At 44.8% G+C, this 22,954-nt stretch carries 16 protein-coding genes and 4 pseudogenes; 10 read left to right on the top strand and 10 right to left on the bottom strand.

Going from position 1 to position 22,954, the window contains the following annotated elements; translation table 11 throughout:
• Positions 1-82 precede the first annotated feature (82 nt).
• Positions 83-661, top strand: coding sequence for a phosphate-starvation-inducible PsiE family protein (locus tag AACT52_RS12095; RefSeq protein ID WP_073631156.1), 579 nt, complete (start codon positions 83-85; stop codon positions 659-661).
• A gap of 257 nt (positions 662-918) precedes the next feature.
• On the opposite strand, the pseudogene AACT52_RS12090 reads toward AACT52_RS12095, so the two are convergent.
• Positions 919-1,020: pseudogene (locus AACT52_RS12090) on the bottom strand (transposase-like zinc-binding domain-containing protein); the annotation flags it as partial.
• Positions 1,021-1,080: 60 nt separating this feature from the next.
• A pseudogene (locus AACT52_RS12085) lies at positions 1,081-1,650 on the bottom strand (TetR/AcrR family transcriptional regulator); the annotation flags it as partial.
• A 424-nt stretch (positions 1,651-2,074) separates the two neighbouring features.
• On the opposite strand from AACT52_RS12085, the gene AACT52_RS12080 reads away from it, so the two are divergent.
• Positions 2,075-3,076 carry a Rieske 2Fe-2S domain-containing protein gene (locus tag AACT52_RS12080; RefSeq protein WP_198940910.1) on the top strand — a complete coding sequence of 334 codons (1,002 nt, stop codon included), beginning with the start codon at positions 2,075-2,077 and terminating at the stop codon, positions 3,074-3,076.
• A gap of 54 nt (positions 3,077-3,130) precedes the next feature.
• On the opposite strand, the gene AACT52_RS12075 is transcribed toward AACT52_RS12080, so the two are convergent.
• The 4 genes from AACT52_RS12075 to AACT52_RS12060 all read right to left on the bottom strand — a co-directional run bounded on the left by AACT52_RS12075 (position 3,131) and on the right by AACT52_RS12060 (position 6,600).
• Positions 3,131-4,042, bottom strand: coding sequence for an alpha/beta fold hydrolase (locus AACT52_RS12075; RefSeq protein ID WP_073631152.1), 912 nt, complete (start codon positions 4,040-4,042; stop codon positions 3,131-3,133).
• 54 nt (positions 4,043-4,096) lie between these two features.
• Positions 4,097-4,921, bottom strand: coding sequence for an SDR family oxidoreductase (locus tag AACT52_RS12070; protein ID WP_073631150.1), 825 nt, complete (start codon positions 4,919-4,921; stop codon positions 4,097-4,099).
• Between the two features lie 8 nt (positions 4,922-4,929).
• Positions 4,930-5,577 carry a pentapeptide repeat-containing protein gene (locus AACT52_RS12065; RefSeq protein ID WP_073631148.1) on the bottom strand — a complete coding sequence of 216 codons (648 nt, stop codon included), beginning with the start codon at positions 5,575-5,577 and terminating at the stop codon, positions 4,930-4,932.
• Between the two features lie 537 nt (positions 5,578-6,114).
• Positions 6,115-6,600: a hypothetical protein gene (locus AACT52_RS12060; RefSeq protein ID WP_073631147.1), complete on the bottom strand. Its 486-nt coding sequence runs from the start codon at positions 6,598-6,600 to the stop codon at positions 6,115-6,117.
• Between the two features lie 891 nt (positions 6,601-7,491).
• On the opposite strand from AACT52_RS12060, the gene aroF reads away from it, so the two are divergent.
• Complete coding sequence (gene aroF, locus AACT52_RS12055; protein ID WP_073631145.1) at positions 7,492-8,364, top strand: 3-deoxy-7-phosphoheptulonate synthase; 873 nt, start codon at positions 7,492-7,494, stop codon at positions 8,362-8,364.
• A 137-nt stretch (positions 8,365-8,501) separates the two neighbouring features.
• Here the strand turns inward: aroF and AACT52_RS12050 are convergent, their stop codons facing one another.
• Together AACT52_RS12050 and AACT52_RS12045 are read right to left on the bottom strand one after the other, a co-directional pair.
• The gene (locus tag AACT52_RS12050) at positions 8,502-8,639 is read right to left on the bottom strand and encodes a hypothetical protein (RefSeq protein WP_158054617.1); all 138 of its coding nucleotides are present in this window, start codon (positions 8,637-8,639) and stop codon (positions 8,502-8,504) included.
• A 619-nt stretch (positions 8,640-9,258) separates the two neighbouring features.
• Positions 9,259-10,197: an MASE3 domain-containing protein gene (locus AACT52_RS12045; RefSeq protein ID WP_073631143.1), complete on the bottom strand. Its 939-nt coding sequence runs from the start codon at positions 10,195-10,197 to the stop codon at positions 9,259-9,261.
• 404 nt (positions 10,198-10,601) lie between these two features.
• Between AACT52_RS12045 and AACT52_RS12040 the strand changes: the two genes are divergently transcribed.
• The 3 genes from AACT52_RS12040 to AACT52_RS12030 all read left to right on the top strand — a co-directional run bounded on the left by AACT52_RS12040 (position 10,602) and on the right by AACT52_RS12030 (position 16,570).
• A complete protein-coding gene (locus tag AACT52_RS12040; protein ID WP_083630270.1) occupies positions 10,602-12,839 on the top strand; it encodes a methyl-accepting chemotaxis protein in 2,238 nt (745 codons plus the stop codon).
• 133 nt (positions 12,840-12,972) lie between these two features.
• Complete coding sequence (locus tag AACT52_RS12035; protein WP_073631140.1) at positions 12,973-14,061, top strand: AAA-like domain-containing protein; 1,089 nt, start codon at positions 12,973-12,975, stop codon at positions 14,059-14,061.
• 22 nt (positions 14,062-14,083) lie between these two features.
• The gene (locus tag AACT52_RS12030; protein WP_073631139.1) at positions 14,084-16,570 is read left to right on the top strand and encodes an AAA family ATPase; all 2,487 of its coding nucleotides are present in this window, start codon (positions 14,084-14,086) and stop codon (positions 16,568-16,570) included.
• Positions 16,571-17,085: 515 nt separating this feature from the next.
• Here the strand turns inward: AACT52_RS12030 and AACT52_RS12025 are convergent.
• Positions 17,086-19,329: a caspase family protein gene (locus AACT52_RS12025; protein ID WP_073631137.1), complete on the bottom strand. Its 2,244-nt coding sequence runs from the start codon at positions 19,327-19,329 to the stop codon at positions 17,086-17,088.
• 249 nt (positions 19,330-19,578) lie between these two features.
• Here AACT52_RS12025 and AACT52_RS12020 point away from each other — a divergent pair, with 249 nt between their 5' ends.
• The 4 genes and pseudogenes from AACT52_RS12020 (at position 19,579) to AACT52_RS41345 (ending at position 21,330) form a co-directional block, all read left to right on the top strand.
• Positions 19,579-20,001 (top strand): ester cyclase, encoded by a 423-nt coding sequence (locus tag AACT52_RS12020; RefSeq protein WP_073631135.1) that lies wholly within the window; start codon positions 19,579-19,581, stop codon positions 19,999-20,001.
• Positions 20,002-20,040: 39 nt separating this feature from the next.
• Positions 20,041-20,379: pseudogene (locus tag AACT52_RS12015) on the top strand (caspase family protein); the annotation flags it as partial.
• Positions 20,354-20,980 (top strand): annotated as a pseudogene (locus AACT52_RS12010) (WD40 repeat domain-containing protein); the annotation flags it as partial. The pseudogenes AACT52_RS12015 and AACT52_RS12010, both read left to right, overlap by 26 nt.
• 35 nt (positions 20,981-21,015) lie before the next feature.
• Complete coding sequence (locus AACT52_RS41345; protein ID WP_073631131.1) at positions 21,016-21,330, top strand: WD40 repeat domain-containing protein; 315 nt, start codon at positions 21,016-21,018, stop codon at positions 21,328-21,330.
• Between the two features lie 280 nt (positions 21,331-21,610).
• Here the strand turns inward: AACT52_RS41345 and ahcY are convergent, their stop codons facing one another.
• Positions 21,611-22,888 carry an adenosylhomocysteinase gene (ahcY, locus tag AACT52_RS12005; RefSeq protein ID WP_073631129.1) on the bottom strand — a complete coding sequence of 426 codons (1,278 nt, stop codon included), beginning with the start codon at positions 22,886-22,888 and terminating at the stop codon, positions 21,611-21,613.
• Positions 22,889-22,954 lie beyond the last annotated feature (66 nt).

The raw sequence follows: 22,954 nt of genomic DNA, 5'->3' as shown, positions 1-22,954 counted from the left end.
TTGCCTGTTGACTATGTGCACTTCTTTTGGCGTGAGCGCTAAATTTTTCAACAATACTTTTCATAATCCAGTAGGAGCTTAAATGCAAAAGTCCCTTGAGAAGCCATCCACAAATCGATACGCATGGTTGAATCGGAATAGCCTTGTGCGATGTCTTGAAGCTGTCCAAGACTTACTTGTGATTTCTTTGTGTATTGGTCTGTTCAGCTTCATGACAATTCAGTTGCGAGCCATGTTCTATTCGCTGCTACCTCCCCTGAATTTTCAAGTTGTCACCTCAGATATTCTATTTTTGTTGATTTTAGTTGAGTTATTTCGACTGCTGATTATTTACTTACAAGAGCAACGAATATCTATTGGCGTAGCAGTAGAAGTATCCATCGTATCCGTTCTGCGAGAAGTGATTGTGCGGGGAGTGCTGGAAGCACACTGGAGCCAGATTTTAGCCTCTTGTGCCTTTTTGCTTGTTATGGCGGTATTACTAGTCGTTCGAGTTTGGTTACCACCAACCTTCAGCGGCATTGATCCTGAACGTCGTCTCTCTATGAGAAATAAATTACTTACGCCAGATCAATTATCTGAATCTATTCATCCTATGGACTCTCCAGTTACAGCTTCTATTTTGGCAGAAGACAATAATCGGGTTAGAGGCGAATATTGAAAGTTAAAAACCCGCTGCAAGTCTAACTTAACAGCTAGGTACAGGGAGTAGGCAGGACTTACGCACAAAGTTTGTTCGTTCAGACTAGGTGTGTAAGTCCTGTTCTATTCGTTTGTGCCAGTCTGCTTTACCCAATAAATGACTGTGTTATGAGAGACTCCAGTTCTTCTTTCAATTTCGCGAAAACCAACACCATCGCGATACAGTTCCAAGCATTGCTGCTTCACTTCATCGCCGTATCCTTGCAATGAGTACGCCTCAGGGAATTGCTTACCACAGTCTTTGCAGATGTAACGCTGCTTGCCATGACGATGCCCATTTTTAGAAATGCGCTCTCCACCACAGTGCGGGCACATCATTACCTTCATTACTTTATTGTGCAAATCTTCATCCCCTACATGAGGCTGTAAGTATGCAATCAGCAGCGCCTCGATTTGCTCAAAAATCTGCTGGCGCTGAGTTTCATCGCTGCGTAGTGCCAGTAGTAACAAAGTATTATAGGCATGGGTGCAGACTTGAGCCAGTAAATGGCAATGTTCGGGACTCAATGCTGGATTGCGCCCTCGCAGCAGTTTTGCGATAAAATTGATGGCTTCCTCGGTAAAGCTATCATCAATGTTTTGAAAGATGGTTCGGGATGTGAAGTACTGCACAAAGACCATCCGACAAGTGGGCTGCTCAAAAAGTTTCTGGAATGCTCCTGCCAAAGTTCGGATAAATCCCTCCAAAGGCAGTTGAATGATTTCTGGCTGATTCAGCTTTGTCCATACGGCGTGTACTCGCTCGACGTGACGCAATTCCAAAGCGTGGAAAATTGCCAATTTATCTGGAAAAAACTGGTAAAGCGAACCTATGGCTGTGTCAGCACGAGCGGCGATCGCATGAGTTGTCGCCGCCTCGAAACCCACTTCATCAAAGACCTCAGCTGCTGCATCTAGAATGCGTTCGATACGCTCTTGACTGCGCTTTTGCTTGGGCTGACGGCGCATGGATGCCTTTTTGTTTGAATTCACCCTTGCACCCCTTCGCTCGTCACCAATCCTCTTGACAAACATGAATTGTTACTCATTAATTATAATAAAAGCGAATAATTAGTCACATTTTATTTTGCGATCGCACCTGAGCGTAGTTGAGTTGCCCTAGCAGGCATTTCAACACAACTCAGATATAGCGGTTCTGGTGTTGAGTGCAATACATCAAGTTAGGAGAACCACAGATGGACACAGATGGACACAGATGGACACAGATAAATAATTACTTCATCCAAACAAGAAGCGCCATATATGCTACATCCACCGCAAGCAGATTTTGTTTGCGTCAAATTGGACTGGCAAAGGCGTGGTTTGCAACTACGAACTCCTCAAATCAAAATTGACAAACTACTAGTAAATCAGGAGAGTAATACCGATGTCTATGCTTGCTGGTGCGCCCTGGCTATTAGCACACAAGTCTATGTTGGAAATCAACAAGCCAAAAAAAGTATCCCTTTACGGAACTGATTATGTACTTTGGCAAGATAAAACTGGTAACGTGAATGCCCTACCCAACGCGTGTCCCCATATGGGAGCTATGTTGTCTGAAGGGTGGTGTCAAGAACGTGAAGATAAAACGAGTGTAGTAGTCTGTCCTTTTCATGCACTTGAGTTTGATGGTGAAGGCTGCACGATTTTGCCAGGTTCCAAAAAGAAAACTCTACCGCAACTAGAGCCGCTAGAACTGATTATTCAAGATGATTTTATTTGGTCATACGGCGGCTTTGAACCCAAAATACCGATTCCCAATATTCTTAATGAAATTGCCTCGCAATACGAGTTTATCGGTCATACAGCTGATACTAGCGTGGAGACTGATTTGCTGAGTATGCTGCTGGTTATGCACGACTACAATCACCAAAACGGTACCCATCGACCTTTATTTAGGATTGAGGAAGTGCATTTTGAGACTTTTCAGGATAAGGGTCATCATTCGCATGCATTTTACAGTATGCCCACAGCACAAACTACCTTGGGTGAAAAACTGACAAATCCAAGTATGTTGCTGCTACCAAAAGTTATTAAGGCTCATCTGGAAAATCACTTTCCGTCCTTGGTGATATTACATACAGAAATCGGAATGGGCAAAATAACTCAAATCCACTTGTTTGTACCAGAGTCGAAAAATCGGACACGAACTTATATACTGATGTATGGCATAGCGAAAAATCCAGCATTTAAGGCTCTAGGGAAGACGGCTCTCAACTTGGCAAAAGTTGTGGTTGAGCAAGATAGTGATATCTTGCGGAAGATTTACCCGAATACACCCCAAAAAATTAAGCTCAACAACGAAGTTGGTATGGATTGGGTAAGGCGCAATTTTGACACTTGGCCTGAAATTGTAGAACCGAACCTCAGTTTACAAAAGCCACTGAAGGTGTAAGACTGATTGCGAAGAATAATTATAGCACATTGAGAGCCATTTTAGGAAGTCACTTTAAGAAACTTCATTAATAAATGGTGCAATTCCCCGAACAAACTCAGCAGTTGATTCATACGGTAAAACATTCCGACCAGGCATTTTAATTCCACGTCCTTGGGGTAAACAGGCGAGATAATCTGCCAAGCGTTCATCTGGTGATTCTTTTTTACCTTCTTGGCTAATACTTGATGCTGTTTCCCCCACAACTACCAAAGTAGGTTGTTTGATAGAAGCAATAGCTTGACTATAATCTTTGCGCCAAAAACCAGCCAAGAAAGAAAACACTGCATGACGACTTTCGGGATTTTCTGCACCTTGTTCCAAGGTCTTTAACCATTCAGCATCAACAGCATCAGATGAGTCAAACAATTGACGTGTTGAGAAATCACGCAAAAACTTTTCTCTTCGGGCATAGCGATAAAAAGCATTACCCAATGGTGAATCTAATAGATTCCAAATGAGTTTATCTTGCCATTGGGACGTTTCTTTCGTAATGATTGCCCAAGCTGGAGGAACGGCTAGTACAAGTCCGGCGATTAAATTTGGTTCCTTTTTAACTAATTCTATTGCAACCGGAAATAAAGCACCTTGTACTACCAAAATGACAGGTTTCTGGACGACTGTTTGTAAAAAGTGTTGCAGCTGTTGCGCCCAATCTTTGGGAGTGTAAGCCACATGAGGCATATCGCTTTCACCGCATCCCAACAAATCGGGGTTGTAAATCGGATTACGGTGACCTTGTTTATACGATTCTTGGCAAAACCTCTGCCAAAATTGCCGCGACAACCCAACGCCAATTGGGTGAATTAAAAGCAGGGGAATACCTTCAGCGGTTGAATTGGTTGGGTTATGAATTTCATAGGCGCAGCGATAATTTTTCCAGGTGTAAAACTGGGTTGGAGATGTTGTTTTATCTTGAGTAATCATATGTTTAAGAGTAAGGAACCGCTGAGGTGCTGAGGACGCAGAGCAAGAACTCTTTTAAAATATCATCTGTGGATGAATCAATTTGTATCCTGCGTCTTTTATCTTTTTATTAGACACCTTGGCGTTATATGGGCGCTTACTCTCTTGGGAAGAATCCCATTTAACTTTAGGTAGATTGTGTGTTTCACACACACGATCAAGTAATTCTCCAGTTGTGAGATGGGCATCATCAACTAAGTTATAGATGCCTTGCAGTCGATTCCGGCGGGCAAACCTAATACCACCAATAATGTCATCAAGGTGAATCCAATTTGTTGTATCCTTGCCATTGCCAGGTCGGGTTGTACCAGCATACCGACCAAATATTTTTACCAATTCTCGCCCTGGACCATAAATTCCTCCTAATCGCAAAATACAAACACGGAGGTTTTCACTTGATGCTGAGAGTAAAACTTGCTCGGTATCGCTAAGAATTTGCCCATTTTGGTTAACGGGTGCAACCGATGATTCTTCATTTACCCACTCTCCGCTTTTGTCGCCGTAAACAGCGTAACTCCCTGTATATATCAGTTGCTGCACGCTGGGAATCTGCTTCAAGACAGAGGCTAAAGTTTGAGCAGTGTGTAGATAAGTTTCTTCGTAAACATCGGCACTTTTTGCACCGACACTCAAAAGCACAACATCTTGATTTCTCAATACTGATTTGAGCAAGTCTGAGTCGTTTCCTTGTACTACTACGACTTGTTGGGCTACTGTTTGTAATTCTGGGACACGTTCAGGAGTGGTTGTGGTAGCGGTGACGACAAAACTCATATTTTGTTGCCAATATTGAGCAACTGCACAACCGACATATCCGCAACCAATAATCGCAACGTTCATTGTCGTAGTTATTCGTAAATTTTGCCATCAGGCATGATTGCGCCAACCAAGTTAGCTCCAATCAGTTTAACAAGAAGTCTGTCACCAGAACGAATACGCGCTCCTGTTAAATTTGCTCCCCGCAAATCTGCTCCGCTCAAATCTGCTCCAATTAAGTTAGCACCACGTAAATTGGCTTCTCTCAAGTCGGCTAAAAGTAGGTTAGCTCTAAATAAATTTGCTTCAGACAAATTTGCACCTGTAAGATTTGCTTTGTGCATAAACGTATCACTGAGGTTTGCACCACATAAGTTCGCATAACTCAGGTTTCTACCAGATAAATCTCTGCCTTGTAAGTTTGCGCGACTAAAGTCTTTTCCACTTAAGTCTGGGTTTTGCTTTGGTGGTTGATGGGTTTTTTGGGTTGGCTGTTTGTGTGCAGGTGGCGCATGATGATGTAATTTTTGATACTTCATTTTTGATAAGCGCAATTGTTCACGAGCCTCATTAATGTCTTGTAGCTTTTTTTGCGCTTTCTCTTGTAAGCGCGTATTGTCTTTTGGGAGGCGATCGGGATGCCATACAAAAGCCAAATCTTTATAAGCTTGGGTCACTTCGTCAAATGTTGCCCCAGGCTCTAATTCCAACACTCTATAATACTGCTCCAACTCGCTCATAAGACGTTTCAGTGGAAATTATCTTAATTATGAGTGATGCAACCGATTAGCGGCTGAATTATTTGTCAAACTTTTTTGCTATTGGGTAATTTTAGCGAAAACCCGAGACTTCTCAGTATTATTTGCAAAGCTTGAGATTACACTTGAGCAACAGTAACTTTCTGTTTTACTACGCCATACGAGTATGTTAACAGATGCAGTTTTTCAAGAAAATGCAACAAGCATCTTGTACCCACGTCTCATACTCTATACTTTACATAAGTTTGAATTGAAATTGCTTTTTAAAACTGTTAAAAATGACATACTCCTTAATATTGTGTAATTTATTTTTTTGTTTTGTAAATTTTATTAAGTTGCCGCAGTTTCTCGAATCTTTAGATAGCTGCTAACATTTCTAGGATAGAAACATCACCACCGCGCTTCAGCCTGGAAAATTAAGCAACGCCCGAGATTTTCCAATATCTATTGTTAAGTCATAAGCTTTAAGCCATTGAAGTGATTATGACCTGCGGCTTAACACCAAGTCTTTCTTAATTTTCAAAGACCTAGAAAACGCTGTTGTATGGCTCGCCAGTATGCCATAAGTGGAATTTGATAAATTTCAATAAAAAGCCAAACAATAATTGTAAGATGCGACAACAGAGTTAATATCGTCCAGATATATGGTAGCCAAGATAGGGGAGTTGCTGGATGGGGTGGGAAATTATAAGCCACTACCCCAATTAAAGTTGTTGGCAAAAGTACAAAAGCAGCAGCAGCTATCACATAGCCCCAACCAAATTCTACACCTTCTATTTGCGCTTCTGTCCAATTAAAGCCATTCCAATGCCAAATGAGGGGCGGTTGTCTGGATGGCATTTTAAGAAGCTGTTGTTCTACGTTGACAGTAAAAATTTGTTGACAGAAGTCACAAGACATAGCCTCCATGAGTGGCATATGACTAATCTTACCCACACGACAGACAGGGCAGGGGTAAACTCCTTGATAATTGAAAGATGTGGTTAAAACTTTGGTACTGGGCATAATAATACTTGGTCGTCTTCAAGTGTTAATACAGTCAATTGTGAGTTAAGAAGAACTCAGTTGTCAGAACGCAGAACACAGAACCGGACATCCCCATGAATAAATGCGCGGGTATTTAAAGTGCGGACGCTTTGTTTCTAAGAGAAAGCGGGCACACTGCGCGTTGGCGGAGATTGCGCTTTGCGCTTACGCACTACGTGTCTTGAAACAATTCTTTTTCTTCTTTCCATAACGGAGTTGGGAGCTTGCATCCTTTTACTTATTCCTCCAAGCTGACTACTGAGTTCTGAGTTCTGAGTTCTTTCTTCGGTCAAAATGATGAATTATGAATTATGAAATGAGCAGTCCACACCAATTTCTCATTCAGCATTCATACATTCATTGTTTCTCCATGCTCTGTGAAATAAAATATTTTTAAAGTTCTGTAAATGAGATGATAGCCAGCCAGCAATAAGTTTTGATTGCCAGAATTGTACTGAGTTTAACGCTTTTTTTTTAGTTATGGTGGTCTTGACGCGACTCGTTTCCTATGCTAACGTCAGAAAACATAAGTGTAAATTAAATTATTCAACCAAACGCCTGACAAATGATCAGCAGCAATTCCTATTTTTATTTTTGGTTTAGGGTGGTTCACCGGGAGTGAGTCAAGTTTCCTTATGGAAACCGCCCGGTGAACCGCAGAGCGAACTCTGCGGTTTTTGTTTTTTAAGGAGTGAAATTTCATCGTGATGACCTATTTCAGTAGCTGGTTTTATGGCTTTTACTTTTACCCCAGAATAAGTTCCGGGTAAGTCGCGTCATGTCGATGAATCGTTAAAGCCCGGAACTGACAAAGGTTCTGGGCTTTTTTAGTGTCAACCTCTCATTTTTGTTTTTTAGGAGAATCCAACCATGAATAATGCTAAACTAGCCGCCAAATCTCATCCTCACCATCAGACAATCATCAACCTCTCGGAAAAAGTCGCTTTTGGTGGTACGGAACTGGTGATTATTGGCGGACCTTGCACTGTTGAAAGCGCCCAACAAATGGAAACAGTCGCCGAAAGCCTATCCGCCGCGCCCGTGCAGGCGTTGCGTGGCGGTGTCTACAAACCCCGCACTTCTCCCTACGCTTTCCAGGGAATGGGAGAGGAAGGACTAGAAATTTTGGCAGGCGTGCGATCGCACTACAATATCCCAGTCATCACCGAAGTTATGTCAATTTCTCAAATTGAAGTCGTCGCCGCTCATGTTGATATGCTGCAAGTGGGTAGCCGCAATATGCAAAACTTCGATTTGCTGAAAGCTTTAGGACAAGCGGGTAAGCCGATACTCCTCAAACGCGGCTTATCAGCGACAATTGAAGAATTCGTGATGGCAGCAGAATATATCTTAAGCCATGGAAATCCCGATGTGGTGCTGTGCGAACGAGGTATCCGCAGCTTTGATAATTACACCCGTAATGTCCTTGATTTAGGAGCTGTGGCGGCTCTTAAGCAAATCACTCACTTGCCTGTGATTGTAGATCCATCCCATGCGGTAGGTAAACGGGAACTCGTGGCACCTGTTGCAAAGGCAGCTGTTGCTTGTGGGGCAGATGGGTTAATTATTGAGTGTCACCCAGAACCAGAAAAATCTGTTTCTGATGCACGTCAAGCGCTGTCTTTGGAAGATATGGTGAATTTAGTTGATAGCTTAAGGCTTGTAGCAGCATCTGTTGGACGGAGTATATCGCAAGACATTGGGGCGGGTTTCAAACCTGCCCCTATTTGTTGTGCGGCTTAAATGTTGGTAGAGGGCGATCGCTCTTTTCTCTGGTAAATCTCTTGCAGTCATCAAATTTATGAAAATGAAACCACAGATGGACACAGATGGACACAGATAAATAACTAGTGTTCATCGATGTGCATCTATGGTTCTGTTTATCCAACACGTCTATGACAGAGGGCGATCGCCCCTTCTATGAGGGTTTGAAACTGTTTTTGTGCAAAACATAACTCTAATTTCTCGTCTGCAATAGGTTGATGACTAAAATGTGACTGGTTTGCTTGCTCAACCATGAAGACTCACCAAGATTATGACTTAAACGGTATGCCAGATACAGCATAACAAGCGGTTCTTACTGTACTTTCACGGAGAACAATGTTTTTGCTGGAGTATATCTTGAATGCAAAACAGGATGTTTGTGTCCGTCTTTAACCCAAAAGTTAATTGATTATCCCGCATTTGTTCAATTCCGTTTGCACTCATTGTTTTTCATCCCTTCGACGCTTGTAATTTTACGTCTTTTGGGGGATGAAATAGCCCTGCTTTTATGAGGCGATGTACTTAGGACGCGGTGCTTTGCGCGATGGCACGGAGTGCCCGCCAAGGAGCGATCGCGTCTCTACACCTTCACAACAAGTTTCACCAAAAAAGACCACAGAATAGGAATCATTCGTCAGAATATTAAACGCGCTTTTCTCGCCGTGAATTAAGAGTACAGACGCCCTCTATGGGCGTCTGTACTGAGTATTGGTAGGCGTGCCCCCGGATAAATCATGAAGGAGACCAACAAACTTTTTCCGTACTTAAATCCCCCGGATTCACTCGTTTTGGATATTCTGATTACTGTGTTCTGTGTTCTGCGTTCTTCTTAATTGTTCTATTAATTTTGTCTGGTAACGACAGGGGGCAATGTCAACGGGACTCAGTCAAAATAGAACTAAACACCCCCATAGCTTGTTTTAACTGCTTGGCTGTATCTGCCTGTTCTCGATAAGTTCGGATGTAGTCCAAACTCAATCCGAGAAACGGTACTAAGTAGGTAATAATCTTGAGAAAATGACCGATGTTGAAATGGTTGTCAAACAGCTCTTTTGAACCAAAAGCCATATGCAGTTGAGTGGCTACTTGGGGAATAATGCTGATGACGAGGGCATGAGAGAACAGACTTGGATATTTGTAGTAAAAGCGAGGGAAAACAACAAGACCTGCAAAGATAAATAGTAACAGCGGAGCAAGATCCCAGGGACGAGTCACTATAGAGTTAGGAAATATGGTTTTGGGCAGAGTCGCGCTGTGGGCGCAGATAGATACAAACCAAAAAGCAATTATTCCACAAAGTAGACTCGCAACCACTACCAAACCGATACCCCCCTTCCACTTTCTTGGCTGAACGATCAGAAAAAAGCTTGTACCACCAAGCAGAATCAAAGCATTGAAAAGTCGGCAGATTGCCCAAGTGAAGGGGATGAGATTATGGTTATCTGCCACACCCTGAATTAATCTATCAGCCGCCAGAGTGTGAAATGCATCCATGCACCCGGCGCTAAAAAGTGCTACGCCAATGATCAGAGTGACGACATCACCCTTAAGGTAGAAATGTATTAAAGACAAAATTACTGTGAAGATTGCTGTACAGAAGGCACTCCACTCTAAAATGGTGTGTGTAAAGCTGCCTGAGAGAGTGTAGTGCATCACATCGATGATTTCGCCCTTAGTCGTATTCCCCAGTGGGGCATCTAAGGTCTGCGACGGCGAGCCAAAATCTACTCCCAGTAGATTCAGCAAGCTAGGCAACACACATATACCGACCACTGCCCAAACCAATTGAACAGGAATCCTAGTTTTTTTCATAGAAATTTCTGAGGTATTTCGCTTAACTTATAAGTAGCTTAACTCAGTATATTCTGGGATATGTGAAGTAGTGGCAGTATGATTGGCAATTCCTTATACATCCAATACTTTAAAGGATAAGGCAGACCTAACCCCCCTAGCCCCCCTTCCCTCCAAGGGAATGGGGGGAACTACCTCCCCTCTCCCTGCAGGAGAGGGGCACCTGGAGAGGTTAACCGAGAAGTATTCCTTATACATCCCACTCACTCAACAGCCTAGAATTGTTTTTTCACTTAGGGACGCATTTTACCCAAAGCCCCAAATTTGTTCCCGTACCAAAGACTACGTGCTAGCTCAGTAAATTTTTGGAAAAAGCCAAAATTTCATAACTCATCTTTGGCAATTTACCAGACTTGAAAAGATTTATGAGCTATCAATTTCATCAGAATTCACAGGCTTCTCATCAAAAATCGTGCCCAAGAGATGAGAATACCACACTGCACCAACCGATGACTGCTTCCACTGGTCATCGAAATCGAAGATTTGGTGTTCGACTGTTGCAGCCGCTGAGCTTAAAAACTAAAGTCACACTAGCTACTGCTATTGGCACGGTCTTATCACTGGCAACTGGGACAACGGCTTATCCATTGGCTCACCAATCAACTAGCCAGGAAATTAACCAAGTTCAACAAACCAGAGCCTCTGCTCTAGCAGATTTTGACAACATTGTCGTCAAAAGCAACAATCGATACCAGTTGGTAACCGACCTGCCTTGGAAAACACCAAATAGTTTGCCTTCTTTTAATAGGGAGGAAATTTTTGCTGTCAAGGGCGCAACTGCATTTGCTCCCCAACAAGATTTACTCCTGACTCTGCTCATTCGGACAGTGCTGACAGCGTTGGTAGTGATTGCGATCGCTGCTTTCTTGTATAAGTGGGGCATCCGTCCGATTCTAAATAAGACTAACGCGGAAGGAAAACTGGGTCAAGGAGAAGTTGATAGCGACATTGATCAAGGAGAAGACGTCGGCGCGTTAGGGTCTAAAATCAACTTGATGGCAGACCAACTGAAGGTTTTAGTTACCGAACAAGCAGAACAATCCCGTCGCCTAGAAGCTGAAGCCAAGCGAACACAGATATTTACGGACATTACCCTGCACATTCGTCAATTTTTAAACCAGAAAGATATCCTCCAAACAACAGTTGATGCGATCCGAAACTCACTTGCAACCGAGCGAGTCGTCGTATATCGCTTTCATCAAGACGGTGGTGGAACTGTCATAGCAGAATCTGTTGCTGCTGATTTCCCAAAAACTATCGATAAACAAATAGATGACCCCTGTTTTAGGGAGCGTTATGTACAACAGTACAAAAATGGTCGGGTGCGTGCGATTAATAATATCTACCAGGCAAATCTTACAAATTGTCACATCAAAACTTTGGAAGAATTTGCAGTCCAGGCAAATTTGGTCGCGCCAATTCTTCAAGAAAAACAGCTCGTCGGCTTACTGATTGCTCATCAGTGTAGCCAACCTCGTACTTGGCAAGAGTGGGAAATTAATTTATTCGCACAGTTAGCAATCCAAGTTGGATTTGCTCTAGACCAAGCAGCTCTTTTGGAACAGCTTGAAGTTGTTTCCCAAGAGCAACGTCAACAAAAAGAAGCGCTCCAGCAAAAACTGGTCGAATTGGTAAGTAGTATCGAGGCGGTATCCGAGGGCGATTTAACTGTGAAGGCTGAAGTGGCAGCAGGTGAAATCGGTATAATTGCTGACTTTTTCAATTCCATCATTGAAAGCTTGCGACAAATTGTCACTGTTGTCAAAAAAGCTGCCCAGCAAGTAAATGTTGCCGTTGGGGAAAACTCAGGTGCAGTCCAGCTACTGGCTTTTGAAGCGCTCAAACAGACCGAACAGATTACTCGTACTCTTGAAGACGTCAATCAAATGACGCTTTCAATTCAAGCTGTAGCCGATAGCGCCCACCAAGCGAAAGCAGTAGCCCGCACTGCCTTTGACATAGCCAGAGCAAGCGCCGAAGCAATGGATAGCACTGTCTCTAGTATCTTGAATTTGAAACAGACAGTCACAGAAACAGCTAACAAGGTGAACCGTTTAGGTGAATCTTCCCAAGAAATTTCGGTGGTTGTGTCATTGATTAACAAAATCGCCCTGCAAACCAACTTGTTATCTATCAATGCCACTCTGGAGATGACACGGGTGGGTGATGAAGGTCGGGGCTTTGTTGTAGTGGTGGAAGAAATTGGTGAATTAGCCGCGCAGTCTGCCCAAGCGACGACAGAAATACAACAAATCCTCGAGAATATTCAATTGGGAACCAGCGACGTGGTTAAAGCTATGCAAACGGGAAGCGCTCAAGTGGTGGAGGGAGCTAATCTTGTCAAAAATGCCAAGCTCAGCCTAGAGCAAATTTTAGAGTTGTCTCGCCAGATTGACCAGTTAGTGCAGTCGATTTCAAGTGCGACAGTGTCTCAAGCTCAGACTTCTGGTACTGTTGCTATTTTGATGAAGGAGATTGCCAAAGTTTCAGAACGCACTTCAGATTCCTCTGGCATTGTGTCTGGATCTCTACAAAAAACTTTAGAGATAGCGCAGCAATTGCAAAAGTCTGTCGGTGTATTCAAAACTGGTGAGCAGAATTGATCCACCACTAGGGGCGGGTGTAAGGGTGTAAGGGTGTAAGGGTGTAGGGGTGAGGAATTGAGCCGCAACGCGGGTATTACTTTTTTAGGATTATTTCTCTAGTGTTAGAATCTAGTCACTAGAAAATTTTTTTATGAATCCTGGAGCGGTTCCTTCCAATCCCTTCGTAGCTGGCGGGATGTTAGATAATCCTCAGCTATTTGTTGGTCGAAAAGATGAATTACACGCGATCGCATCACGCATGAGTGGTGTGCAGCCAACAAGTGTTAATGTTGTTGGTGAAAAACGAATTGGCAAATCTTCGTTGCTGTATCACTTTTTCCAGACTTGGGAGCAGCAAGTGCAAGATCCCAGCCGTTATGTAGTGATTTATCTGTCGCTTCAAAGTGTTCAGTGTCAACGAGAAGAGGATTTCTATCTCGCTGTGGCGCAGGAGTTGCTCAGTCGTCCAAGTGTGCGAGCAAAACCAACTTTAATGACTGCTTTGCAACTCAACCCTCTTAACCGCATAGCATTTTCAGCAGCGATCGCACAATTTAAAAATCAAAAGTTATTGCCTGTTCTTTGCTTGGATGATTTTAAGACATTACTTAAGAACAAGAGCGAATTCAATAATGGATTTTATGACAACTTGCGCTATTTGATGAATAGTAATAGTTTAATGCTGGTGGTAGCTTCCGAAAAGGAACTCGATTTTTATGCGCGTGACCATCAACTGACTTCTTCCTTCTTTAATTTAGGTCATGTGCTCAAGCTGAGGGAACTCACTGAAGAAGAAGTCACAGAATTAGTCCTCCTCCCTAGTAGCACTGTTGCTCATGCCCAACCAGTCTTGGGTATGCATGAGCAGAACTTAACTCGGCAACTGGGTGGGCGTCATCCTTTTTTGCTGCAATTAGCAGGTATGCTGGTGTATCAAGCCCGTCAGCAAGGGAAAGATGAAAACTGGGTAAAAACTCAGTTTGAAGAGCAGTCTCGCCGTTTACCCCGTCCTGGATTGGGTTCCCGCAGGTGGTGGCGTTCTCTACATTGGTTAGTTTGGAATGTCCCAATTCGTATAGGTAGCGTAGTAAAATCCATCGGCGTGAGTATGGACGATATGAGCAATTGGATTTTAGGGTTTGGTATAGTTTGTGTCATTATCTTGGTTGTGTTCGGTCTTGTGACTCATTCTCAAGCGTGGCAGTGGATACAGAAGTTGGTGAATAAAGTATTAGGGTGAATAAAGTATTAGGGGGATAGCCATGACTCGACAGCGCCCAGCATCAGATTTGTGGACTTACATCGCTGAATGTATTCGCCTCCTTTACTGGATTTACTTCAAGCCCTACACCTTTGCCAACTGGTTGCAGGATATCCACCCAGAATTGGAGCCAGACACGAATCTCTTTGCAAAACGAGCTGAATTTCCCACTAACCCACGTCTGCGTCGTTATGCTGGGCAGGTTTGGTGGCTAACTGCTGTCACGCCTGTGGTGGCTGTGCTGGTAGTAGCGCCAGTTTATATCTTGGTTAGTGGTGAGCCGTTTAACTGGCTTCGCAGTAGTCTAGTTTGGCTTGGTTGGTTAATCGGTTTGATGGTAGCGCGTGGTGACAATCAAAACCTGCAAAGATGGTTTTACCGATTTATATGGATTTCCCTCGGCGTCATCTTGATTTGGAATACTACCCTTCGCTTCGCACCACAGATAATACGCTCACTGCTGCAAGCTTTACCCTTTTTAGTTAACCTGCTGCCTACGTTAACTCAATTTTGGCCCTTGGTGGGAGGCGTGGCGGGAGGCGTGGCGTTAGGGGTAGTGGGCGGCGTGGCGAGCGGCGTGGCGAGCGGCGTGGCGGTTGGCGTAGGGTTTGGTGTGGCATTTGGCGTGGCGAGCGGCGTGGTGGGAGGCGTGGTGTTAGGCGTGGCGTTAGGCGTGGCGGGAGACGTAGTGGGAGGCGTGGCGTTAGGCGTGGCGGTTGGTGTGGGGTTTGGTGTGGGGTTTGGCGTGGCGGTTGGTGTGGGGTTTGGTGTGGGGTTTGGCGTGGCGATTGGCGTGGGGTGGATTCTTGGGGTTTTGCGTGTTTATTTTTGGGTGCCAGAGTTACTGTGGATGCTTATCCTGGGTTTGCTCACACTGCAAAAGAATTCAGTGCTAGCACTGCGCTACTTACCACCTCGCTTTGACGAACTCATCCGTTTACCCCTACCTTTTATGGGTGAGATGATTGTTGAGGCTTATCGAGAAAACCCAACTGCTGCCCGTGAAACAATTGATTACTTAATAAATTCTACTAACCAGCAGCCGGTTGTACTTCAGGCAATGGCTAGTATCGCTGTTACTCGTCTCAACAGTTGTCAAACTCTTAGCGATATCGCAGATATGACTGAAGAACTCGCTTGGATTCCCTCACCTCCGCCAAAAGAACTCGGTTTGGTTCTACCTCAACTATTAGATATGAGTCAAGATGTTTCGGCAGCGAGGCAAGCCACTGCAGCTCATCGTCAGTCTGAGTTACTTAACCGTCCCATCAGTGCATTGCGCCGACTAAAGAACAGTCTAGCTTTAGGCAAGAATGCTGAAGTTGCTACGACTTTTGGCAGTATTATACAGCGTTGGCAGAGTATCCTGGAAACTGCACAGCGTAATTTGGAAGAACAAGGACGGTTGTCAAAAGAAATCCGGCAAGTCTATATTGCTGGTAACGCCCTAGATCCCCAAACAGCAGAGAATCGTTTTAAAGGGCGGATGGACTTGTTTCGGGAAATCGAAACTTTGGCGCTTTCCGAATCACCGCCTGTTTTGCTACTCTATGGCGGGCGTCGCACGGGCAAAACTTCTTCTTTGAAATATCTGCCCGACAAAGTCGGAGCAAGTTTGATACCTTTGTTGGTGGATTTACAAGGCGCAGCATCAGCAACAACACTTCAAGGATTGGCAAATAATCTGGTGTCACAAATAACGGAAGCAGCACGGCGATTACCCCGTCGTCTAGACTTGCCTTACCCAGATTTAGGCAGAACAGATCCATTCATCGCCCTCCAAAATTGGCTGGGACAAATTGAACGCACTTTGCCTGATAAGCGATTTCTTCTGTGTTTGGATGAATATGAGCGCTTAAGTGAGGTGGTGGAAGCGACAAGTAGCCGAGTTCCCCTCAACTTTCTCCGCTATATTCTGCAACACCGCACCTCTTGGACTTTACTTTTCAGTGGCTCTCACGAATTGTCGGAACTTCCCACATACTGGAGTGACTACCTAATTAATACCAGAGCTTTACGGTTGACATATTTGCACGAATCAGAAGCGCGTGAGTTGATTGAGAAACCTGTAGAAGACTTCCCCAAAATCTACGCACCAGAGGCAGTAGATGCTATTATCCGTCTGACTCGCTGTCAACCTTATCTCGTGCAGTTGATGTGTTACGAAGTGATGGAGTTGCTCAACCGTGGTATCAGGCAAAATCAGCGAGACGCCGCTACCATCAAAGCGACTGTACACGATGTGGAGACAGTTATTCCCACAGTGCTGGAACGGGGAGATCAGTATTTTCGTGAATTGTGGACAGGTTTTACGGAGAGCGATCGCAATTTACTCCAGCGTCTCCTTCAAGGAGAAACGCCCACAACACAAGACAAAGCATCTGTGCGAAAACTCGTGCGCAAAGAAATTTTGTATAAAGAAAGTGTTGAGTTCCAAGTGCCTTTAGTTCAGAAGTATGTGGAACAGCGGCTAGAAGAGGAAACTTGATGACAAAGATAGAGGTGCTGGTAGTAATGAACAAAAGAGTAACGGTACGCCCAAGCGGGAGACACAAGGCGGAGAATAAGGGGAGCATCCCAAATATGCAAATTGCCCGCAGACTGGAAGTCTGGGGCTATACAAACAAAGCCTGCCTACGCAGGCTGTAATTACTCCCTTCCCGGTACAAAATTACCGATTCTGAACCTTGGCGTTCTTGGCGACGCCAGTCGCCTCAAGTCGGGGAACCCTAACGGAGGTCGCTCATGGGGGAAACCCCCAAGACCGCGCTGCCTCACCACGGCGCTGGCTCGTCTTGGCGGTTTTTAATAGGTAATCTTCTGGCGGGAAGGGAGTAGTCCGCGCAGGCGGACTTCGCTTGTGTAGCTGCGAATTCTATTCGCCAGGTGTTTTTGCTTCTGGGCGATCGCTACCTTGCAAAAAAAGCGGGATAAGCAAGTTGCCTATCCCACCTAAGTCATACTAAAAGAGCGATCGCCCGTATGTGCGGCGCGATCGCGTCTCTACATCTTCACAACAAGTTTCACTTGTTCTGTTGTCCATTTCTCACTGGGATAAGCAGCAGCATTGATATTTCTATTTGGGGGTTGTTCACTTGCAACAGCTGCTAATAATTCTTCTAGGGGGTTAGTTGCTCGCGTTGCCTGTGTTCCCTTGCGAGGTTTGTCTAATGCTGGTAGTTCTAATGAACGGAAGTTAGTTGCACCAATTGTTGCAAAAACTTTGAGAACGTCAGCACCTTGTTTATAACCTTCTGGAAGACTTGTCTGGAAACGGATCGCTTTTTCCTTTCCAGGATCTAAGGGTTCAAAGGCAGCTGCACCACCTGGGTGGAGTTGGGCAATACTCCAATCTGGCTGAATCGCGAGTACGGTAATGTTGAGAACTTGGTTAGATTCATTGCGGATACGCAGGAATGCATATTCATCAACATCGAGCGTTGGTACATTGCCAGGAGCATTGATGGGTTTTAATTCACGATTTTCTCCGGCGGTGCATAGCTCAACCTTGAGCTTTCCTGCTAAAGGTGACAGTGGGTCGTTGTTGTCCAACTGTAAAGTTGCGTGGTATTTAGATAAATGTACCAACCGGTTGACGACACTAGCAGCAGCATCTGGATCACCTACTTTTAATGTCGGTCGCAAATTAATAATTGGTTCTCCGCCTGCATCAAGGATTTCATACTCACCTTGGGCGTTGACAGATACTTGATAGGTGACAGGTTCATCGCTTTTTTCATCAAAAGACAAGAATTCTACCCAGCCATTGCCTTCTACTTTTGCTTTGGCGGCTTTGACTGCTGCTAATGCTTCTTGAGGATTTATTCCTAAAGCTTGCTGATGCTCCTCTGGTGGCAACAAACGTACCTTCCGAACAAGCTTGACACCTGGCGACAGCAGTAAAGCAGGAGCGCCATCTTCAATGATGGCTTGAGTTGGGGTTGCGGGAGGAGTGTAAAGACGCAGGGTATCCTGTGGTTGTGGTGAAGTTACGGCAGAAATAGAGCGTACAGGATTAGAGGAAGTGTCTCGTGTAGTGCGATAATTGTCTACATTGGTATTTTTTTGTTCAAAAATTGCCGTAACCTCAGCCCAAGATTCTTCGGCAAGAACTTCTACAATCTTAGCCAGTGCGACTCGCTTGTGATTCTGAGTGAAATCGGTTGTGCCTAATTGATAGATAGCAAACTCCGCGCCTTTACGCACACCTTGTGCTTCGCCTGCTTGTAACAGAACCCGATTTTTGGGCAAATCTACTTTCTTAACGATCACAGCCGACTGGGAAGACGTTGATTGACCGCTGAAGACAACGCGCGAGCCTTCGCCTTGGAGCATGGGTATTTGTCGCTCAAACTGACTATTTACCTTTGCTAGAATGCGATCGTGAATGGTCTTGTAAGTGACTTCATTTCCCAGCTTCTGTAGAGAGTCTAATAGCCAATAAGTCAGCGCACCATTGCGCTCTTTGCCATTAAAAGCATACTCATAAGCATACTCATTATCCCGACAAGCAGCCAATAAAACATAACCTTTAGGTTCTGGCAACCAACCACTGCTGGCGGTAAGGTTACGAGTATTTTTTTGTTCTCCTGTTAACTTTTGCCAGGTTTGGATCAATTCGTCAGCCGATGCCACTAAACTATCTGTAGGTCGCGACGTTGTATCTACAGCATCGCTGTTAAGACCACGAATATCCGAATCATCGACTCCGCCTCGCGTTGCACCTCCAGAATGGCAGCTATCTAGCACCACTGTGACAATTAACCCTTTATCTACCATATTTTGTAGAATTTTTGCTAATTCCAAGTCACGAAGATAGCGGGCTTCTGAATTGCCAATATCTGTGGGAACGAGTGTTTCATCAACTCCGTTCTTTCCCTTGAGTTCTGGATAAATTGTTGTCGCACGTCCGCCGTGACCAGAATAATGAATATATACCTGGTCTTGAGGTTGAGCCAGTTCGCTAAGTTCCTTAAATTTGGCTACGATATTTTCGTAGGTAGGCAACTGCTCCAAAGGCTCTTTTGGCTGCTTGGAATTGTCAGAATGAGAAGCCGTTAACTTAATAATTTGTCCTGGAGGGACTTGCAGGTTATTTTTCAGGAAAGCTTCTACATGATTAATATCGCGCACGCATCCTTGGAGACTCTTGTAGGAAGAACCACCAGGCAATGTATTCGGCAGATAGCAATCAATCCCTATCAATAATGCAAAGAATTTTGAAGTAGAATTTGCCTGCTTAGCCATCTTTTTTGCTTCCTATATATGGTGTCTTCAATCAAATACCTTTTTTCTGGTGCTTGCCATAGTTATATGCCTTATAACTTCATAGGTGACAATCGCAAGAACTTATGCGCTACCTTTTAGAACCCCCGTCGCTTGAGCGCGGGGACAGGGTCAATTGACAATACCTGACATTGTCTGTCTAATAAAGAATTAGGGCTCGCGTGGGTACGTGGCATTCGGTTTCTAATCTCAGCTTTAGGAGGAGCAGCAATGTCTTCCATTGAGGACAACAAAATAATTGCTCGACGGTGGCTGGAACTTATAAACGAGCACAGGATCGAGGATATCTGCTCGATGACCGCCCCGAGTTGGAGGATGCATGGTGGTGCGCCGGGGCTTTCCCCTGGATCGGACGGCGTTCGCGAACTCTTTGGGGCAATCGGACCTATCGATCAGAAATGGACGATTGAAGATGTCATTGCTGAGGGTGACAAAGTTGTCGTGCGCGCCACCAACACCTGCGTCCAGGAGAGTTTCTTTGGGATACCCGGTCGTGGTCGCCGGCAAACCTTCACGGCTATTTTCATTCATTCGATTGCTGACGGGAAGATCATTGAAACCTGGCGAAACGCTGATGATCTGGGGCGGGTTCTTCAGCTTGGGGCACGGATTGAGCCGGAAACTCTCGAGTAGTAATAGTTTTATCTTCAGAAGAGGGGTTGCATCATCGGTATGGCTCATAATATATATGCGCTGCTGGTTGGTATTGATCAATACCTTCCTCCTGTCCCTCGGTTGCAGGGCTGTGTGAATGACATTATTGCTGTCAAAGAATATTTAGAAGGGCGAGTTGCGACGGATGGATATCAGCTACATCTTCGCACACTCTTAAACCAAGATGCCTCGCGTCAGGCAATTATTCAAGGTTTTCGGCAACATTTGTGCCAAGCTAAAAGTGAGGATATCGTCTTATTTTATTTTGCAGGGCATGGAAGTCAAGAACATGCCCCGGAAGAGTTTTGGACTTTAGAGCCGGAGCGACTGGATGAAACTTTGGTGTGTTATGACACAGCCAAGTGGAAAGATAGGAAATGAAGCTTGGGTATTAGGCGGTAAACCGATTTATCCCACCGTTCCAGAAAAACTGTGGCGGGAACAAGGAATTACAGAAGTTAAAGATATTCTCAAACTGATTGTTAGCACTGCTGAATTTGATGCCACATTACTAGAACAAGAAGAACTTGATTTGCCATTTCGCGCAACGAGAAAACTCAGTCGCGGTGGAGGAACGCTGAACCGTTTGATGAAAAAAGTTCAATGCCGCAACCTTATAGCCACACCAGAATCAGAAGAACTTTATGACGACTGGGTAACCAGTCAAATCATCATCACAACTGTACGCCCCCAACAAACAACACTTACACAGCATCAACAGAAGCAGAAAAATAAAGATAAACAAAACAACCCTGTTAACGTAGTCAACTTTAGCGAAGATGGTAAACTCATTGTTGCTTCCACTGAGGATGGAACAATACATTTGTGGAATTGGGATGACAAAAAGCAGGATGCTAAGCTTCGCAAAACTTGGTGGGGACATGAAGGTGAAGTGATTGGTGTCGTGTTTAGCCCAAAAGGTAAGATACTAGCTTCAGCAAGCTTTGATAACACAGTAAGATTCTGGAGTATTCCAGACGGCATACAGAAGCAGTGCGTGATGTGCGTTTTAGCCCAGATGGTCAGATACTGGCTTCGGGAAGTGAAGATAATACCATCAAACTTTGGAACAGAGATGGTAAAGAACTCATCACCCTTAAAGCACATACTGCTCCCGTCTACAGCCTAAGCTTTAGCCACGACGGTAAGTACCTAATTTCTGGTGGTGCTGATAAAACTGTTCCTTTGTGGAATTTGAAATTTCTGGATTTAGAAATTTTGCTTGATCGTGGTTGTCAATGGGCGCGTGACTATCTGAAAAATAACCCCAATGTTAACCAAAGCGATCGCCACCTCTGCGACAACTAGCTAGTTTCAATTCTACCTGTTCTCACTTCCAAGAGCGATTGCGCGGAGCGCAGTGGGAAGCACGAGGGCAATCGCGATTCGGGGCAACTGCCCTTACCATCGCCCGTAAGCGCGAAGTGTTTTTCAGGCATAGGCGAACGTGCGATGCCCCTTTGGGGCTGCGCTCTGCGCCATCGCCGCCCATCGTGATCAATGACGAAAAAAAATGGGATAAGCAACTTGCCTATCCCACAACAAAAATTTAGAACATTGAGCTTTGGCTTAAGCGCTTAGGTAACGCTTAAGTTCCAGAAGTCCAAGAGTTTGTGTACTCAATTTGGTCTGAGGTGAGGGTATCAATCTGAATTCCCATAGCCTCCAACTTCAGCCGCGCAATTTCTTGATCGACATCTGTTGGAATTGAGTGAATACCGGGTTCGAGGTGACCTTTATTCTTCACAAGGTATTCGCAACCCAAAGCCTGGTTGGCGAAGCTCATATCCATCACCGCACTGGGATGTCCTTCTGCTGCGGCAAGGTTAATCAAGCGTCCTTCACCAAGAACGACAACGGATTTGCCACTTTGCAGGCGATATTCTTGGGTGAAAGGACGTACTGTCTTGACTTCCTTCGCTTTCTCGCCCAAAGCGACGAGATCCAATTCAATGTCAAAGTGACCGGAGTTACAAACAATTGCACCGTCTTTCATCACATCGAAATGCTCACCGCGAATGACGTGCTTGTTACCAGTCACAGTGATAAACAAATCACCCTGGGGTGCAGCTTCCGCCATTGGTAGGACGCGGAAACCATCCATCACAGCTTCAATTGCTCTAATTGGGTCAATTTCAGTAACAATGACGTTAGCACCGAGTCCCCGTGCCCGCAAAGCTGTACCTTTACCGCACCAGCCGTAACCAACAACAACGATGTTTTTACCAGCAAGTAGGATATTTGTAGCGCGGATAATGCCGTCGAGGGTTGATTGTCCGGTACCGTAGCGGTTATCAAAGAAATGTTTGGTGTCAGCGTCGTTGACGTTGACTGCGGGGAAGGTGAGAACGCCATCTCTAAACATGGCGCGTAACCGCACAATTCCTGTTGTGGTTTCTTCTGTGGTACCAATGATGTCAGCAAGTTGGTGCTGGCGTTGTTGTACCAAGGTAGCGACGACATCACAACCGTCATCAATGATGATGTTGGGGCGATGGTCTAGAGCGATTTGTACGTGGCGGCTGTAGGTTTCGTTATCTTCACCTTTGATGGCAAAGACAGGAATTTCATGATCGGCGACGAGGCTAGCAGCTACGTCGTCTTGAGTTGATAGGGGATTGCTCGCAATCAGCAGAGCGTCTGCACCACCAGCTTTCAGTGCAATTGCTAGGTGTGCTGTTTCTGTCGTCACATGGCAGCAAGCCACAAGGCGAATACCCGCAAAGGGTTTTTCTTGGGCAAAGCGATCGCGGATTTGCCGTAAAACTGGCATTTCGCGTCCAGCCCATTCAATGCGCTGTCTTCCCAAGGAAGCTAGGGCGAGGTCTTTAACCTCGTGCTTTAATCGGGGAGAAGTTGCGGTCATTAAATAGTTCCTCAATTAGAAAGAAATTGGCGTAAATTCTTACGCACACTACTAGATTATTCCACA

It is taken from the genome of Scytonema sp. HK-05, from assembly GCF_963872035.1.
Lineage (GTDB): Bacteria > Cyanobacteriota > Cyanobacteriia > Cyanobacteriales > Nostocaceae > Kalymmatonema.
This window is presented reverse-complemented; position numbering and strand designations above follow the sequence as displayed.

Bases quoted from the DNA above. Each gene is read 5' to 3' on its own strand.
- AACT52_RS12095 (WP_073631156.1), top strand. From the start codon at position 83: ATGCAAAAGTCCCTTGAGAAGCCATCCACAAATCGATACGCATGGTTG.
- AACT52_RS12080 (WP_198940910.1), top strand. From the start codon at position 2,075: ATGCTTGCTGGTGCGCCCTGGCTATTAGCACACAAGTCTATGTTGGAA.
- AACT52_RS12075 (WP_073631152.1), bottom strand. From the start codon at position 4,042: ATGATTACTCAAGATAAAACAACATCTCCAACCCAGTTTTACACCTGG.
- AACT52_RS12070 (WP_073631150.1), bottom strand. From the start codon at position 4,921: ATGAACGTTGCGATTATTGGTTGCGGATATGTCGGTTGTGCAGTTGCT.
- AACT52_RS12065 (WP_073631148.1), bottom strand. From the start codon at position 5,577: ATGAGCGAGTTGGAGCAGTATTATAGAGTGTTGGAATTAGAGCCTGGG.
- AACT52_RS12060 (WP_073631147.1), bottom strand. From the start codon at position 6,600: ATGCCCAGTACCAAAGTTTTAACCACATCTTTCAATTATCAAGGAGTT.
- aroF (WP_073631145.1), top strand. From the start codon at position 7,492: ATGAATAATGCTAAACTAGCCGCCAAATCTCATCCTCACCATCAGACA.
- AACT52_RS12050 (WP_158054617.1), bottom strand. From the start codon at position 8,639: ATGGTTGAGCAAGCAAACCAGTCACATTTTAGTCATCAACCTATTGCA.
- AACT52_RS12045 (WP_073631143.1), bottom strand. From the start codon at position 10,197: ATGAAAAAAACTAGGATTCCTGTTCAATTGGTTTGGGCAGTGGTCGGT.
- AACT52_RS12040 (WP_083630270.1), top strand. From the start codon at position 10,602: ATGAGCTATCAATTTCATCAGAATTCACAGGCTTCTCATCAAAAATCG.
- AACT52_RS12035 (WP_073631140.1), top strand. From the start codon at position 12,973: ATGAATCCTGGAGCGGTTCCTTCCAATCCCTTCGTAGCTGGCGGGATG.
- AACT52_RS12030 (WP_073631139.1), top strand. From the start codon at position 14,084: ATGACTCGACAGCGCCCAGCATCAGATTTGTGGACTTACATCGCTGAA.
- AACT52_RS12025 (WP_073631137.1), bottom strand. From the start codon at position 19,329: ATGGCTAAGCAGGCAAATTCTACTTCAAAATTCTTTGCATTATTGATA.
- AACT52_RS12020 (WP_073631135.1), top strand. From the start codon at position 19,579: ATGTCTTCCATTGAGGACAACAAAATAATTGCTCGACGGTGGCTGGAA.
- ahcY (WP_073631129.1), bottom strand. From the start codon at position 22,888: ATGACCGCAACTTCTCCCCGATTAAAGCACGAGGTTAAAGACCTCGCC.